Consider the following 15,938-nt stretch of genomic DNA (forward strand, 5'->3'; position numbering starts at 1 on the left):
CAACAAAGCGTCACAACTGGGTAGAAACCAAACATTACGCATGCTCGCGTAACGCTGTTCCGGCAACAGTACGCGGTCCGGCCCACCATCAATTACCAGCGTTTCCAACACCAATTCGCCGCCGGGCCGCAAACAGCCTTTCAGCTCCAGCAAATGATCAATCGGCGAACGCCGGTGGTACAAGACCCCCATCGAAAATACCGTATCGAAAATCCCCAAGTTGGCGGGTACATCCTCTATTCCAAGAGGCAAAACAAAGACCGGCGCTTCGCCATGGAGACGGCGAATCGCCTGATATTGCATAACGTTCAACAGGGTGGGATCGATACCAACCACCATTCTGGCGCCGGCGCCCCAGATCCGCCAAGCGTAATATCCGTTTCCGCAACCGACATCCAGCACCAAGCGGTTACTCAACGGCGCAATAGCATCTTTTACCCGCCGCCACTTCCAATCGGAGCGCCATTCCGCGTCAATATCGATACCGAAAAGACGATACGGCCCCTTCCGCCAAGGATGCAAGGCCATCAACCGCTCGTGCAAATCGGAGCGCGCCGCGTCGGAAATGTCCGAGTCGCCACCGATTTGCACTTGATCACGCAAGTCGCAAACACTCGGCGTCAGTGACGGCAACGCATCGACCACCTTTCGCCAACGTCGTAAATCGCCATGCCCATTTTCGTCGAACGCCGCGACCAATTGCTCGGGCAACAACGTCGCCCAACGCTGGCCGCCCGCCTGGATGAGCGCGTTGAGTAAAGGCCGATAATCGATCATTTCAACGCGATCATCGACGCGAAATTGAAATACTGAAACCAAACCTCGACGCTGGAAAACCCAGCAGCCGCCAACCGCGCCCTATGCCCCGAGAAAGTCTCCGGTATCAAGACATTTTCCAACGCGGTTCGCTTCTGGCTGATTTCCAGTTCGCTATAGCCTTGCGCCTTCTTGAACAGATGATGCATTTCGGTCTGCAGATCTTGCTGACGCTGGTCCTCGAACGCCAGCTTCTCGGACAAGATCAAAACGCCGCCGGGCAATAAGCCGTCGTAAAGCCGGGCGATAAAATTGTCGCGATCTTCCAACGGTATGAATTGCAGCGTGAAATTCAGTACGACCACCGATGCTTCGCGAATTTCGATATCGCGAATATCCGCGCAACACCATTCAATATCGACGCCAGTCGGAGCAAGCTCGATATCTCGCCGGCATTGCTCTATCATCGCCTCCGAACAATCGACCGCGACGATACTGCAGTTTCGGACTGTGATGTTGGCACGCATGGCCAATGCCGACGCGCCCAAGGAACATCCCAGGTCATAACATCGACTGTTTTCCCGTGCGTAGCGGCCGGCCAATAAACCGATGGCGGAAATCATCGCTCCATAGCCCGGCACGGAGCGTCGGATCATGTCCGGGAAGACCTTGACAACGTTCTCATCGAAACGAAACGCCGAAATTTCGCCTAGCGGACTGGCGTATAAAGAATCTTTCGAAGCTGGCATGAGGGACGGCCGCGCCGGTTTAAACAGTCGCGGCCGAGCGAGACGGGCGATTGCTTAGGAATTGTTGGGAATGTGATTGTTGCTGAGGGCCTCGGTATTGCGCTTGGCCAACTGATTGATCACTTCCTGCAACGATCCTGAACGCTCAACCTCATTTTTGAAGCTGGTCCGATAGTTAGTAACCAAGCTAACACCTTCGATCAGGATATCGTAGACTTTCCACGCCCCTTTCTCGTTCAGCATCCGGTAATTGACCGCGATCGGCTGCAAACCCGGCTGCAAGATTTCGGTTTTGATCAACACCTTTTTGTCGTCGCCTTCGCTACTGACCGGCAGGAAACGTACCGACCAATCCTTGAACTCGACAAACGCCCTGGAATAGGTGCGAATCAACAAAGTTTGGAACTCCTTCTTAAAGCCGTCCTTCTCGGCGGGCGTGGCTTCCTTCCACATTTTGCCCAGGACCAGCGTCGATATCAGGTCGAAATCAACATGCGGGTAGATTACGTCGTGAACGAACACCGTAATTTTTTTGAAATCTTGAGTAAATCCAGGCTCCTGCATGCGCTGTTTCAGCTTGTTCGAGGCGTCCTCGATAATTTTCTGCGGCTCACCCATTTCCGCCGCCGCGCCGGCGCTCCAGCCCAACGCTGTTGCCACCCAAATCGCCATCAAAATAAACTGCAAATAACGTTTGATATACATATAAACCATCTCTAAATAAGGATACAGGGCGCTAATTTCAGCCTTCCCAAACCATACACTGCTACAATTAAGGTCCGAAGCGGGAAACTCAGCCTCAGGCTCCGGCCCACCCGCTAAGGATCGGCAAACACTTCACTATTTTACTATGGAAAAGATGTCTACCCCTAACGACTTTTTCCCAGGCACCCGGATGCGCCGCATGCGCTCCCAGAATTTTTCCCGCCGGTTGATGCGGGAAAACCGCTTGACCACCGACGACCTGATCTGTCCATTATTTGTCGTCGAAGGCCAATCCGTCCAGCAAGCCGTGGCGTCGATGCCCGGCGTCAGCCGGCTCTCCATCGACCTGCTGTTGCGCGAAGCCGAAGCCTTAGCCAACTTGGGCATTCCCGCCATCGCGCTTTTCCCGGTCGTCGATCCCGACCAAAAGTCGCTGAACGCCGAGGAAGCCTACAATCCCGACGGTTTGGCGCAACGTTGCGTGCGGGCATTGAAATCTGAGTTCCCCGAACTCGGCGTGATTACTGACGTCGCTCTCGACCCATTCACTACTCACGGCCAGGACGGCCTGATCGACGCCAAGGGATATGTGGTCAACGACGCCACCGTCGACGCTCTATGCAAACAAGCCTTGTCCCATGCTGAAGCGGGTGCCGACATCGTCGCGCCGTCCGACATGATGGACGGCCGGATCGGCGCGATCCGCGACGCCTTGGAATCCCACGGCCACGCAAATACCCGAATTCTGGCCTATTCGGCCAAATATGCCTCCGGTTTCTACGGCCCGTTCCGCGACGCGGTCGGCTCGGCCGGCAATCTGGGTGGCGGCAATAAATACAGCTACCAAATGGATCCCGCCAATTCCGACGAAGCGCTCCGCGAAATCGCACTGGACTTGCAGGAAGGGGCCGACATGATCATGGTCAAGCCGGGCATGCCCTATCTGGACATTATCCGGCGCGCCAAGGACCGCTTCGGCGTTCCGACATTCGCTTACCAAGTCAGCGGCGAATATGCCATGTTGAAAGCCGCCGCCCAAAACGGCTGGCTGGACGAACGCCAAGTCGTACTGGAATCCTTGCTCGCCTTCAAGCGGGCCGGCTGCGATGCGATTTTGACCTACTTCGCCAAACCGGCGGCACAATGGCTGCAACAAACCTAGATCGACAAGCCATGGCAACCGTACGCGACATCCGCAATGCCGAACAACGTCGGCAATCCCGGCTGGAGGAAGGCGTATTCATTTTGCTTTTGCTGTTGTCACTATTGGGTATCGCCGTCACCCGCTTTTCACCGGAAGACGGTTACGCATTCTGGTTGTTCATGGTCACCGTATTCGCCGGCATATCGATCGCCATCGGCAGGATGAAATCCAAAAATCATGCTTTCGACTTCGCGGCGGCGTTCAAGGAACAAGTGCTGCATTGGGCCAGCGCGGTCCTGGTCGCTGGCGGCGCGTTTCTGCTACAGAAATCCGGCCGCATCGATGAAAACGCCGCGACGCTGGTGGTTTTACTGATCCTATCGCTGGCGACGATGCTGGACGGCATCCGTATCGGCTGGCAACTGGGCTTGATCGGCATGTTTCTTGGCGCTTGCGCTATTATCATTGCCTATGTCGAACAGTTCATGCTGCCCGTCGGTCTGCTGGCCGGTCTGCTCGTCATCGTCACCCTGTATTGGGAGTTCCGATCCCGCAAACCAGCCGACCAATGACCGCCATCGACCAGTACGCCGTATTCGGCCACCCGATTAGCCACAGTAAATCGCCCCGCATCCACGGCCTGTTCGCCGAACAAACCGGCCAACGCCTGCAATACCGGGCTCAGGACGTGCCTGCCGAACAGTTCCGCTCGGCGGTCGAGACCTTCTTCGCCGACGGCGGCAAGGGCCTAAACTGCACGGTGCCGCTCAAGGAACTCGCCTGGCAATACGCGGACCGTCTCGGCGACCGCGCACTGCTCGCCAAAGCCGTCAACACCCTGGCGCGCCAAGCCGACGGACGCATCCTCGGCGACAATACCGACGGCGTCGGCCTGCTCAACGACCTGACCGTCAACCATCGCATTCCGCTACGCGCCAGCCGCATCTTGGTGCTCGGCGCCGGCGGCGCGACGCGCGGCATTATCGCGCCGTTGCTGGAACAAGCGCCGGCACTGCTCGTCGTCGCCAATCGCACACTCGCAAAAGCCGTGGCCATCGCCGACGAGTTTGCCGACCTCGGGGAGCTGCACGCCTGCGGCTATACCGAACTGAGCGGCCGCTTCGATGTGATCCTTAACGCAACCTCCGCCAGTTTGGCCGGCGACCTGCCGCCGCTGGCCGACGACATTCTCTCTCCCGGCGGTTGCTGCTACGATTTGGCCTACGCCAACCAACCGACCGCGTTCGTAAACTGGGGCCTTAACCACGGCGCCTCGCTGAGCCTCGACGGTTTGGGCATGCTGGTGGAGCAGGCCGCCGAGGCCTTCTATCTTTGGCGGAGCGTCAGACCGGACACCCGTCCGGTCATCGATTTGCTGAACCGCGAGCGAACGATGCCACCGCTTCGAAACGATTGACCTCCGCCCAACCCACGACGACAATCATTCTTCCACGATCCATCATTGCTTAACGGACCAACATGAAGGCCATCAAATCATTCTTCGGGAAAGCCTCCGGCAAATCCCCGGCCCCGGCTGGAACACAGCGCATCACCACCGAAACCTTGCGGCAACTCTTTCCGATCAGAAACCTGAGCGAAGAAATCCTGCAAACCTTCGCGGCGGAGAACCACGTCGAAACCTACGCCGCCGGTCGAACCCTGTTTTCGGTCAACGAGCCTTCGACCTGCGCGATTTTTTTGCTCGAAGGCACCGTGAATCTGGCCGATCAGCACGGTAAAGGTTACGAAATCAGCGCTGGCAGCGCGCAAGCCAAGTTTCCGATCTGTAGCGGCGCCAAACAAACCGCGACAGCCACGGCCAAAACCGACATTAGCATTCTGCGGGTGTCGTTGAAAATCATGTTGACCTCCGGCCGTTTCGACCACGGCAAGCTGGACGTCCCGGAAGACTTACAAGGTAACCGACTGTTGTCGCTGTTCGCCGACCATTTTCAGCATCACCACCACGAATTGGAAATTCCGTCGCTGCCGGAAGTGGCGGTCAAGTTGCGTCAAGCCATCCAGAAAGACGTCAATATCGACGACGCCGTCAAGATCATTCAACTCGACCCGGCTATCTCGGCCAAACTGATCGAAGTCGCCAACTGCCCGTTGTACTTGACCACGGTCCCGGCCAAGAACTGTAAGGATGCCGTGATCCGCATCGGCCTGAACGCCACCCGTAGCTTGGTCACGGCGTTGAGTATCAAGCAGATTTTCAAGTCCAAATCGCCGCTATTGAAAACCTATCTGGAAGATTTGTGGAAACAAAGCCTGTATTTGTCCAGCCTTTGCCACGTGCTGGCCAGTCATAGTCAACAACGAAACCCGGAAGACGCGCTGTTGGCCGGTTTAACCTGCGACATCGGCGTGATTCCATTTCTCAGCTTCGTCGCGGACTTGCCACTCGAGTACCATAATGAAGCCGAAATCGAACAAGCAATCCCGATGGTCAGAGCGCCGGTCGGCGCGGTGGTACTCAAGGAATGGGATTTTGCCGACGAGTTCATTCAAGCGGCCAAACATTCCAGCGATTGGTTTTACGGCAGCGGCGACACGTTAACGCTGACCGACATTGTCGTGCTGTCTCGGCTGCATGCCTTGATCGGCAAAAAGGCCAACGCCGATCTGCCGGCCATCAGCGCGATCCCGGCCGCCGCCAAACTGAAAAATTTTTCGCTGTCGCCGGAAAACACGCTGGCGATCCTGCACGACGCCAAAGCCAAGATTCAGGAAGCTTTGAACACCTTCATCACCTGACATGTTCGGCAAGTTATTTAAACGGGCGGCCGCCAAACCCGTCGCAACCGCTAGCAACGGTGCGCGGCCGGCCCACCGCCTTCCGATCGAGTTTTTGCGCAAGCTGATCCCGATCGGCGACCTGGACAGCGAAGAACTGAGAACACTGCCGATCGCGTTATGCCAGTTCAACGCCGGAGACATGGTCTTCAATCGTGGCGAAGCATCCGACACCTTGATTTATCTCTACAGCGGCAAAGTGTTTCTGGAGTCGGCCAACAGTGGGTACACGGTCGAGGAAAATACCTTCAAGGCCTGTTATCCGTTGGCGGCTCACGGCGAACATAGCGTCAGCGCCATCGCCCAAACCCAATCCCAACTGCTTTACCTGCCGCTATCGCTATTGCGGCAAAGCAGCGCCCAGCCGAACAAGCCACTGGCAAACCGTACCAACCCACCTGTCGAACTGCGCGGCAGCCGCTTATTCGCGAAACTTTGCGCGGCCTATGACGCCGACGCCCTGCAAGTTCCCAGTCTGCCCGACGTCGCCCTGAGACTACGCAGCGCATTGCAAAAAGACATCAGCGTGGCCGACGCGGTGAAAATCGTAAATCTGGACCCGGCGATTTCGTCAAAACTGGTGCAGGTCGCCAACAGTCCGATCTACCGCGGCGTGAAGCCGGTCAGTAACAGCCACGACGCGGTCAATCATCTGGGCTTCAAAATCACTCAAAACCTGGTCACCAGCGTCAGTCTGCACCAGTTGTTCCGCAGCACCAATAAAATGCTCCAACAAAAATCCCAGCAAGCCTGGAAACAGAGCATACAAATCGCCAGCTTGAGTTGTACCTTGGCCGGACTCGGTAAAACCATCAATGCCGACGAAGCCCTGCTAGCCGGCCTGACGCACAACATCGGCGTCTTGCCTATCATTACGCTGGCTGGTAGCCTGCCCGCTTCAGACTACAACGACGCCGAGCTCGACGCCTGCATCGACTACCTGCAGGGCCTGTTCGGCACTTTTATTTTGAAAAAGTGGCATTTTCCGGAGGCACTGATCCAAATCCCGGCGCAAATCGAAAACTGGTATTACGATGCCGGCCAAGGCCTGCAGTTGCACGATATTGTATTGTTGGCCAAATTTCACAGCCAGTTGGGAGGCATCCGCATGCACAAGTTGCCGCCGCTGAACACCTTGCCGGCTTTCCATAAACTGGACGATTGCGCGTTAACCCCCGATATGTCCCTGCAAGTACTGCAGGACGCCAAACAGCAAATCGCCGAAGCCTTGGCCTTTTTCCGGGCCTGACATGAACTGGTTCACGCGCCTCTTCAAAAAACCGCGGTCGCCCATGTCTTCGGCGTCACCCCAAACCGCCGCGAAAACCGCCAACCTGGCGGTTGAAATAGCGGGGGTCACGGCGCCGATTTCAACCGTCAAGCAAGGCCTGATTCCGGCCGAACTCAAACAATTCGTCCCGCTACGCAATCTGGACGACGCCCATTTGGCCGCGTTACCGCGCCAGGCCTTGCGCTACGCCAAGCATGCGGTGATTTTTACCTTCAACCAGCGCACCGACAGCGTGTTTTATTTGGTGCGGGGCCGGCTCAACATGCAACCCGACAGCGAAAGCTGTTACGAAATCGTGGCCGACAGCCCCCAGGCCCATTTGCCGCTAAACAGCGGCACGCGTTGCGGCGCTACCGCCACCGCGCTCGACGAGGTATTGATTCTGGAAGTCTCGATCGAACTCAACCGACTATGGTCCGACCATTGCCGGGAAACTGCCAGTTGCGTCGAGCTGGTGGACATCGAGCTGCCCGAGTCGTTGAACGGCCACCAATTCTTTCTCAGTTTCGCCCAAGCCTACCGGGAAAACCAGTTAAGGCTGCCCTCGTTACCGGATGTCGCGCTAAAACTCAAGGAAGCGATGCGCAAGGAGATCGGGATAGCCGACGCCGTCGAAATCATCCAACTCGATCCGCCCATCGTCGCCAAACTGATTCAGGTTGCCAACAGTGCGTTGTATACCACCGGCAACAAGATTCACAACTGCCACGACGCGGTCTCCCGCATCGGCCTGAACGCGACGCGCAATTTGGTTCTCGGTATCAGCTTGAAACAACTGTTTCACTGCAAGGATCCGGCACTGATGAAAGCCATGCAAGCGCTGTGGCGGAGCAGTCTGTACGTCTCCAGCCTCAGCTTCGTTCTGGCCCAGGAGTGCAGCCGCATCCACCCGGAAGACGCGTTGCTGGCGGGCTTGGTCGCCGACATTGGCGCGATTCCACTCCTGCATTTTGCCGAGCATTTCCCGGAAGCCAGCCCCAGCCTGGAGGAACTACAAGCCTCGCTGACCTATCTACGCGCCCCGGTCGGCACCCTGGTTCTGCATACCCTAGGCTTCTCGGAAACCCTGGCCGGCATTCCGCCACTCGCCGAAAATTGGCTGTACGACAGCGGCGCGGAACTGACGCTGAGCGACATTGTCATGCTCGCCAAGTTGCACAGCTATTTTGGTAGCGGCAAATCCCGCGACCTGCCGTATATTTGCTCGATACCGGCCTACGCCAAACTCAGCGAGGGCAAACTTAACCCCGATTTTTCGCTCACGGTATTGCTGAAGGCGCAAGCCCGCGTACACGCCGCGATGCAACTGTTATCCTAATTTCTTTTCCGCTGACCCACCGCTACCGCAATGACCAATCCTTTACTAGAACGCACCGAACTCCCGCAATTTTCCAAAATCCTGCCCGAGCACGTCGAACCCGCCATCGACCAATTGCTGGCCGAGGCTCGCTCCACCATCGAAACCCAACTGGCCGGCGGCGGCCCTTATACTTGGCACAATCTGATCGAACCGATCGAGGAAGCCGAAGATCGCTTGAACAAGGCTTGGTCGCCGGTCAGCCACATGAATTCCGTCGTCAACAGCGACGCGATGCGCGATGCCTATAACGCCTGCCTAGGCAAACTCAGCGCCTACGCCACCGAAACCGGCCAAAACAAGGCCTTGCAACAAGCTTACAAAGCCATTCGCGACGGCGCCGAATTCGCTGGTCTTGAGGCCGCCCAACAAAAGATTATCGATAACGCGCTACGCGATTTTCATCTGTCCGGCGTCGATTTACCGGCCGAGCAACAAGCCCGCTACAAGGAGATCAGTCAGCAACTGTCCAAACTGGCCAGCCAATTCGAGGAAAACCTGCTCGACGCCACCAATGCCTGGCACAAGCAAATCATCCATATAGACGACTTGGCCGGGTTGCCGGAATCGGCGCTGGCTCAAGCCAAGCAAACCGCCGAAGCCGAAGGCAAGGACGGCTGGCTGATCAATCTGCAATTTCCGTCCTATCTGGCGATCATGACCTACGCCGACAATCGGGATTTACGGCGCGAGCATTACGAAGCCTTCTGCACCCGCGCGTCCGATCAAGGCCCGCACGCCGGACAGTGGGACAACTCGGACATCATGGAGCAGATTCTGGCGCTGCGCCACGAAAAGGCCCAACTACTGGGCTTTGCCAACTACGCCGAATATTCGCTGGCCACCAAAATGGCCAAATCCACCGACGACGTGGTCAAGTTTCTGGAAGATCTGGCGGACAAATCCTGGCGCCAGGCCCGCCGCGACCTGACCGAATTAAAGGAATACGCCGCCAAGGAACACGGCCTGCACGATCTGCAAGCCTGGGACATCGGCTACTACTCGGAAAAAATGCGCCAGCACTACTATCAATTGTCGCAAGAAGAGGTCAAAACCTATTTCCCGGACAGTAAAGTCATACCCGGCTTGTTCGCGATCGTCGAACGCCTGTATGGTCTGCAAATCAGCGAAATCCAGGATTTCGACACCTGGCACCCGGACGTGCGCTTTTATCAAATTGTCGACAAGGACGGCCAATTGCGCGGTCGCTTCTTCCTGGACTTGTACGCCCGCGCCAAGAAACGCGGCGGCGCCTGGATGGACGATTGCGTCTGCCGCAAAAAAACGTCGGCGGGCCTGCAAACGCCGGTCGCCTACCTGACCTGCAATTTCACGCCACCGATCGCCAGGGATGGTGGGAGTGCGGTAACGAGTATGGAACTCGTACCGCCGACCGGCAACGACCCTGCCCTGCTGACCCACGACGAAGTGGAAACCCTGTTCCACGAATTCGGCCACGGCCTGCATCACATGCTGACCCAAATCGACCATCTCGGCGTATCCGGCATTAACGGGGTGGAGTGGGACGCGGTGGAATTGCCCAGCCAGTTCATGGAAAACTGGTGCTGGGACAAGGAAGCGCTGAGTTTGATCTCCGGCCACTATCAAACCGGCGAGGCGCTGCCCGACGCGCTGTACGATAAGATGCTGGCCGCGAAAAACTTCCAGGCCGGCATGATGATGGTGCGGCAATTGGAATTCAGCCTGTTCGACTTCAAAATCCACCAACACTACGAACCGGCCAAGGGCGGGCGAATTTATCAAACCTTGCAACAAGTGCGCGAGCAAGTCGCGGTGGTCAAGCCGCCGGAATTCAACCGCTTCGCCCACAGTTTCTCGCACATCTTCGCCGGCGGTTACGCGGCCGGATATTACAGCTATAAATGGGCGGAAGTGTTGTCGGCCGACGCCTTCTCGCTGTTCGAGGAAAAAGGCATTTTCGATCGCGCCACCGGTGAGTCCTTCCTGCGCAACATCCTGGAACAAGGCGGCAGCAGCGATGCGATGACCCTGTTCAAAAACTTCCGCGGCCGCGAGCCGCAAATCGACGCCTTGCTACGGCACAATGGGATTGCCGCTTAACGGCGATAACAGGAAACCGGGGCCGTCAACCGCCCCCGTCAGCCAAGAACCGGTGGTTCGTCGTGGAACTAACCGGTTCGGAGAGCCGGCCGTTAGCACGGGCCGGCTTACAAGACAGACTCAACTTGAATCCAAAGAGTCTCCGCTCTCCGAAATTCAGATCATCCGCCTATGGAATTTCTGGCGGCGACAATTATCCACGGCCGGTCCAAGCCACTCTGAGTACCATCGGCCGCACGTTGCATACATTTGCTCCGGCACCCACTCCGAGTAAGGCATTCCGACCGGCTTCCGCCATCCGCAAAACAGACCTCAAACCGGACACAAGGCCTATTACTTGGCCGCTGGGTGCATTGACATGTTTGCCATTCCCGCGACCACGGCCTCCCCGCCAAGCCAACTACCAATTACAGAGTTCAATAGCTATTTTGGATTTGTTTTCAAAGTCGTTCGCCAGCGCGCTGGCGTTTTTCAAAAGGCCTAAGCAACGCCAGGCTCGGCTGGCCACCATGCAACGCGCGACTCAGCCAGCCACAGTATTCGCGGAAATCAGACTTTCCGGCAGGTGTTGTTCAATGACTTGCACCCGCTGGGTGATTCCGCACAGCAAGGTGTAAGGTATCGTATCGGCGTGCCGGGCGATTTCCTCGACCGGCAAGGTCTCGCCCCACAGCGTGACCGGATCGCCGGGCTGGGCGTCCGGCTGACTGTTCAGATCGACCGTGATCATGTCCATCGATACGCGGCCGATCAGGGACACCCGCCGACCATTGACCAACACCGGCGCGCCGCTTTGGGTGTGGCGGTGGTAACCGTCCCCATAGCCTATCGACGCCACGCCCAGCCGTGTCGGCTGCCGGCAAGTCCAGGTACCGCTGTAACCGACCGACTCGCCGGCGGCCACATACTTGACCGCGATCAAGCGCGAATGCAGACTCATCACCGGCCGCAGACCGAAATCGGCGCCGGTCTTGCCGGCGAACGGCGAACAGCCGTACAGCATCAATCCCGGCCTGACCCAATCGCCGCCCCTCGCCTGCGCCGCATCGGAGGAGACGTTGGGCCAGCCTATGATGCCGGCCGAATTGGCGATACTGCGTTGGCCGGGGAAGTCCTTGACCGCCTGGTTGAAGACATCGATTTGGCGGCGGGTTTTGTCGTCCAGCAAATCGTCGGCATTGGCAAAATGGGTAATCAGATTGATCGGCTGCGCGACGGCGCTACAATCCGCCAACGCCTGATAGGCCGCCAAAAAATCGCCGCCCTTAAAGCCCAAGCGGTTCATACCGGTATCCATTTTCAACCAAACCAACAACTTTTCAGGTTCCGGCGCCAATTGCCGCAAGATGCCGATTTGCTGCGGCGTATGAATCACCGCCGCCAGTTTGTAGCGTAACATCCAGCGTAGCTCGTCCAGGCAGACGAAACCCTGCAATACCGTAATCGCTTGGGTGAAGCCGGCCTCGCGCAAGCGCACGCCTTCGTCGACCCGCGCCACCGCGAAACCGTCGGCTTCGGCCAATGCCGCCGCCACCCGGTCCATACCGTGGCCATAACCGTTGGCCTTGATAACGGCCATGATCCGATTGTTGGGCGCGTAGCGCTTGACCTGCGCCAGGTTGTGGCGGGCGGCATCCAGGTCTAAGCGCACGTAAGCGGCCGGCGTCATTCGTAATCCTCGCTACCGGTATAAACGCCGGCGAAATTCTCGAAGCGGGTGTATTGACCCAGGAAAGTCAGCCGCACCGTGCCCAGCGGACCGTTCCGCTGCTTGCCGATGATGACTTCGGCGATGCCCTTGTCCGGACTGTCCTCGTGGTAGACCTCATCGCGATATACGAAAATGATCAAGTCGGCGTCCTGCTCGATCGCGCCGGATTCGCGCAGATCCGACATCACCGGCCGCTTGTTGGGGCGCTGCTCCAGATTCCGGTTGAGCTGCGACAGCGCGATCACCGGCACGTTCAGCTCCTTGGCCAGCGCCTTCAAGCCGCGCGAGATGTCGGAAATCTGTTGGACGCGGTTGTCGCCGCTGGACGGCGACTGCATCAGCTGCAAGTAATCCAGCACGATCAAACCCAGTTGACCGTGCTCGCGGGTCAGGCGGCGGGCGCGGGAACGCACCTCGGTCGGCGTCAGCGCCGGGGTATCGTCGATGAACATCTTGGTTTCGGCCAGCAAATTGATCGCCGAGGTCAAGCGCGGCCAATCGTCGTCGTCCAGTTTGCCGGTCCGCACCTTGTGCTGGTCTATCCGGCCCAGCGACGACATCATCCGCATCGCCAGCGCCTCGCCCGGCATCTCCATGCTGAAAACCGCGACCGGCATGCCGCTCTTAAGCGCGACGTTTTCGGCCATGTTCATCGCGATCGTGGTTTTACCCATCGACGGCCGGCCGGCGACGATAATCAAATCGGACGGCTGCAGGCCGGAAGTTTTTTCGTCCAGATCGGTAAAGCCGGTACTGGCGCCGGTGATGTCGCCGTCCTGCTCGTACAGCATTTCGATTTTATCGACTGCCTTGGCCAACAGCGATTTGATCGACGCAAAACCGCCTTGGCCGCGTTGGCGTTGCTCGGCGATCTCGAATACCTTACGCTCGGCGTTTTCCAGCAAATCGGCGGTTTCTCGGCCTTCGGTGGTGAACGCCGAATCGGAAATTTCGGTGCCGACGTGTATCAGTTGCCGCAAGACCGAGCGATCGCGAACGATATTGGCGTAAGCGACAATATTCGCGGCACTGGGCGTATCCCGAGCCAGCGAAGCCAAATAGGCCAAGCCACCGCCATCCTGCAATTCACCGGTAGCTTCCAGGACTTCCGAAATCGTCACGACATCGAACGGCTCCTGCTTTTCCGCTAGTTGGGCGATCGCGCGAAAAATCAGGCGGTGGTCACGCCGGTAAAAATCGCCTTCGACGATTTTATCGGCCACCGAATCCCAGGTACGGTTGTCCAATAATAAACCACCCAAGACCGACTGTTCGGCCTGGATCGAGTGCGGCGGAACCTTCAGCGACTCGACGGCTTGATCGGGAGAAAAGTAATAATCTTCGGACATGGCAACGGAAAGGACGAATACTGGCCGCGCATTATAACCGGCTAGCCACCGGACAGACTGACAGCAACCACGATTGACCAACACACGGCTGTCACCGGCTATCGGACACAAAAAAGCCGGTGTCACCCGGCTCATTGCTGATCTGCAATATTGGGCCCGAGGCCCTTGGTTTGAATAGATTGTGTGGTTAGCCTTATTGCTCAACCTCGATATCGCGCCAAGCTTCGACGGCAAACAACGCCAATTCTCTTACCACGGTAAGAATAAATCTGAGAACGCCGTAGCCGAGCCCCGCCAAGATCAAGATGGCTAGTATTTTCATAGTACCTCCCAATTAAAGCCTCCTGTTCGGCGAGTTTGCCACTTTCCGGATAAAACTCAATAGGACCTTTCGGGCGATTTAGCAACACAATCAAGGAGGTAGGTATAAAAAATAATTCAAAACAAGCCGTTAAAATGCATTGTTAAAGTGAATTAAATTTCAATATCGCGCGAGAGTTTTTCCGGATTTCGTCTACTTCGGCACCCGCTCAGCGCAATTTTGCCCACGTCGCGGACAAAGAAGTCCCATCAACGCCATCCACGTCAATCGGATCGCCCCCTCCCGCCGAACGGCCAAGCGCGAAAAGTTACCCGAGAAAAAATACTTGGCGTTAAAATTCCCGCTTTTACCGCGTTGTTTATGGAGCAGCAGTCCGATGGGTAGAGCCTACCAGAACAGAAAGGTGTCGATGGCCAAAACGGCCGACGCCAAGACCAAGGTGTACAGCAAATACGGACGTGAGATTTATGTCTGCGCCAAATCCGGCGGTATCGATCCATCCGGCAATTTGACGTTGCGCGGCCTGATCGACCGCGCCAAGAAGGATCAGGTTCCCGGCCACGTCATCGAAAAAGCCCTCGACAAGGCCAAGGGCGGCGGCGGCGAAGATTTCGCGCCGGCTCGCTACGAAGGCTTCGGCCCGGGCGGTTGCATGGTGATCGTCGATTGCTTGACCGATAATCCGAATCGCACGTTCGGCGACGTACGTCTGTGTTTTACCAAAACCAAGTGCAAGATAGGCACTCAGGGTACCGTCAGCCATATGTTCGATCACGCCGCGATTCTGGCGTTTCGCCATGATGACGAGGACAGCGTTCTCGAAGCCTTGCTGGGCGCCGATGTCGATGTCAGCGATATTGAAAACGACGACGGCAAGTTAACTGTATTCACGCCGCAAGCCGACTATTTTAAAGCCAAGCAAGCGCTGACCGACTTGTTGGGGGAAATCGATTTCGAAGTCGATGAAATTCAGTTTTTACCTAAGAGCGCAACGCCGATCGCTGGCGATGACACGGTGTTGTTCGAAAAATTTTTAGATTTGTTGAACGAGCTGGATGACGTGCAAAACGTTTTCCACGACGCAACGTATTGACCGCATGGCCACACCGAAAAAACTGCGGCAATTTGTCGCAGTTTTTCTGGACAACGGTGTTTTAATCCCATAGAATCATCTCACCTTGAATTAGGTCGATGCGAATCGCAAGAATCGTCATCTTTCAACGGGGGAGGAGAGCGGCCAGTTCGCTGGTAAAACAACAACAATAAGCGCAACAAGTTAAGCTGTCGAAATCGATTCGACAGACGTCCAAAACACAATAATAAATCGGACGAAGCCCGCACCATGCGGGCTTTTTTATGCCCCGAGCAAAACCCGCGATAGCGATAGAATCGGCAGCGGGCCGGCACCACCGAAACCGCCACCTCATCGGCTGTCGCGGCGCGGTAGGGTCAAGAGGATTTGCCCAAACAATCCAGCGCCAGATCAAGCAGTATCGGCGCCATCGCGGGCGCGCTACCAATGTGCGCGGCAACCAGAATGTCAACCCACTGCGCCTGACAGCGCATGGCATCCACTTGAGCCGGAATATCGAGACCAACGTGGCGACCGGCCGCCAAAAAGTACGGTAAAACCACGATACGCCGCGCGCCGGCCGCAATTTGTCGACTCAAAG

The 15,938-nt window shown here is 57.0% G+C and carries 15 protein-coding genes; 8 read left to right on the forward strand and 7 right to left on the reverse strand.

Translation table 11 applies throughout. The features are described from left to right. The 3 genes from cmoB to AC3B8H_RS10490 form a co-directional block, all read right to left on the reverse strand. A partial coding sequence (gene cmoB, locus AC3B8H_RS10480) for a tRNA 5-methoxyuridine(34)/uridine 5-oxyacetic acid(34) synthase CmoB (RefSeq protein ID WP_488441528.1) occupies nucleotides 1-777 on the reverse strand: 777 nt, incomplete at its 3' end. After that, on the reverse strand, nucleotides 774-1,505 hold the full coding sequence (gene cmoA / locus AC3B8H_RS10485) for a carboxy-S-adenosyl-L-methionine synthase CmoA (protein ID WP_488441529.1): 732 nt from the start codon (nucleotides 1,503-1,505) through the stop codon (nucleotides 774-776). The genes cmoB and cmoA, both read right to left, overlap by 4 nt. Nucleotides 1,506-1,559: 54 nt before the next feature. Beyond that, nucleotides 1,560-2,210: an MlaC/ttg2D family ABC transporter substrate-binding protein gene (locus AC3B8H_RS10490; RefSeq protein ID WP_488441530.1), complete on the reverse strand. Its 651-nt coding sequence runs from the start codon at nucleotides 2,208-2,210 to the stop codon at nucleotides 1,560-1,562. A 145-nt stretch (nucleotides 2,211-2,355) separates the two neighbouring features. Between AC3B8H_RS10490 and hemB the strand changes: the two genes are divergently transcribed. From hemB to prlC, 7 genes are all read left to right on the forward strand, one after another. Further along, nucleotides 2,356-3,372, forward strand: coding sequence for a porphobilinogen synthase (gene hemB / locus AC3B8H_RS10495; RefSeq protein WP_488441531.1), 1,017 nt, complete (start codon nucleotides 2,356-2,358; stop codon nucleotides 3,370-3,372). A gap of 11 nt (nucleotides 3,373-3,383) precedes the next feature. Continuing rightward, complete coding sequence (locus AC3B8H_RS10500; RefSeq protein ID WP_488441532.1) at nucleotides 3,384-3,926, forward strand: hypothetical protein; 543 nt, start codon at nucleotides 3,384-3,386, stop codon at nucleotides 3,924-3,926. Next, a complete protein-coding gene (gene aroE / locus AC3B8H_RS10505) occupies nucleotides 3,923-4,771 on the forward strand; it encodes a shikimate dehydrogenase (RefSeq protein WP_488441533.1) in 849 nt (282 codons plus the stop codon). Before AC3B8H_RS10500 ends, aroE begins: the two co-directional genes overlap by 4 nt. Nucleotides 4,772-4,833: 62 nt before the next feature. Continuing rightward, a complete protein-coding gene (locus tag AC3B8H_RS10510; RefSeq protein ID WP_488441534.1) occupies nucleotides 4,834-6,114 on the forward strand; it encodes an HDOD domain-containing protein in 1,281 nt (426 codons plus the stop codon). Nucleotide 6,115: 1 nt separating this feature from the next. Next, a complete protein-coding gene (locus AC3B8H_RS10515; RefSeq protein ID WP_488441535.1) occupies nucleotides 6,116-7,402 on the forward strand; it encodes an HDOD domain-containing protein in 1,287 nt (428 codons plus the stop codon). Nucleotides 7,403-7,445: 43 nt separating this feature from the next. After that, entirely contained in the window at nucleotides 7,446-8,762 is a 1,317-nt protein-coding gene (locus tag AC3B8H_RS10520) for an HDOD domain-containing protein (protein ID WP_488441536.1), read from the forward strand. Nucleotides 8,763-8,792: 30 nt separating this feature from the next. Continuing rightward, nucleotides 8,793-10,883: an oligopeptidase A gene (gene prlC, locus AC3B8H_RS10525; protein ID WP_488441537.1), complete on the forward strand. Its 2,091-nt coding sequence runs from the start codon at nucleotides 8,793-8,795 to the stop codon at nucleotides 10,881-10,883. 523 nt (nucleotides 10,884-11,406) lie between these two features. Here the strand turns inward: prlC and alr are convergent. The 3 genes from alr to AC3B8H_RS10540 all read right to left on the reverse strand — a co-directional run bounded on the left by alr (nucleotide 11,407) and on the right by AC3B8H_RS10540 (nucleotide 14,265). After that, a complete protein-coding gene (gene alr / locus AC3B8H_RS10530) occupies nucleotides 11,407-12,552 on the reverse strand; it encodes an alanine racemase (RefSeq protein WP_488441538.1) in 1,146 nt (381 codons plus the stop codon). Further along, complete coding sequence (dnaB, locus tag AC3B8H_RS10535) at nucleotides 12,549-13,943, reverse strand: replicative DNA helicase (RefSeq protein ID WP_488441539.1); 1,395 nt, start codon at nucleotides 13,941-13,943, stop codon at nucleotides 12,549-12,551. Before dnaB ends, alr begins: the two co-directional genes overlap by 4 nt. Before the next feature lie 193 nt (nucleotides 13,944-14,136). Next, on the reverse strand, nucleotides 14,137-14,265 hold the full coding sequence (locus AC3B8H_RS10540; protein ID WP_488441540.1) for a hypothetical protein: 129 nt from the start codon (nucleotides 14,263-14,265) through the stop codon (nucleotides 14,137-14,139). 376 nt (nucleotides 14,266-14,641) lie between these two features. Between AC3B8H_RS10540 and AC3B8H_RS10545 the strand changes: the two genes are divergently transcribed. Then, nucleotides 14,642-15,358 carry a YebC/PmpR family DNA-binding transcriptional regulator gene (locus AC3B8H_RS10545; RefSeq protein ID WP_488441541.1) on the forward strand — a complete coding sequence of 239 codons (717 nt, stop codon included), beginning with the start codon at nucleotides 14,642-14,644 and terminating at the stop codon, nucleotides 15,356-15,358. A gap of 356 nt (nucleotides 15,359-15,714) precedes the next feature. Here AC3B8H_RS10545 and AC3B8H_RS10550 read toward each other — a convergent pair. Next, nucleotides 15,715-15,938, reverse strand: a 224-nt coding sequence (locus AC3B8H_RS10550) for a CbiX/SirB N-terminal domain-containing protein (protein ID WP_488441542.1), incomplete at its 5' end; no start/stop codon positions are given.

Source organism: Methylomonas sp. BG-2 (genome assembly GCF_057766305.1).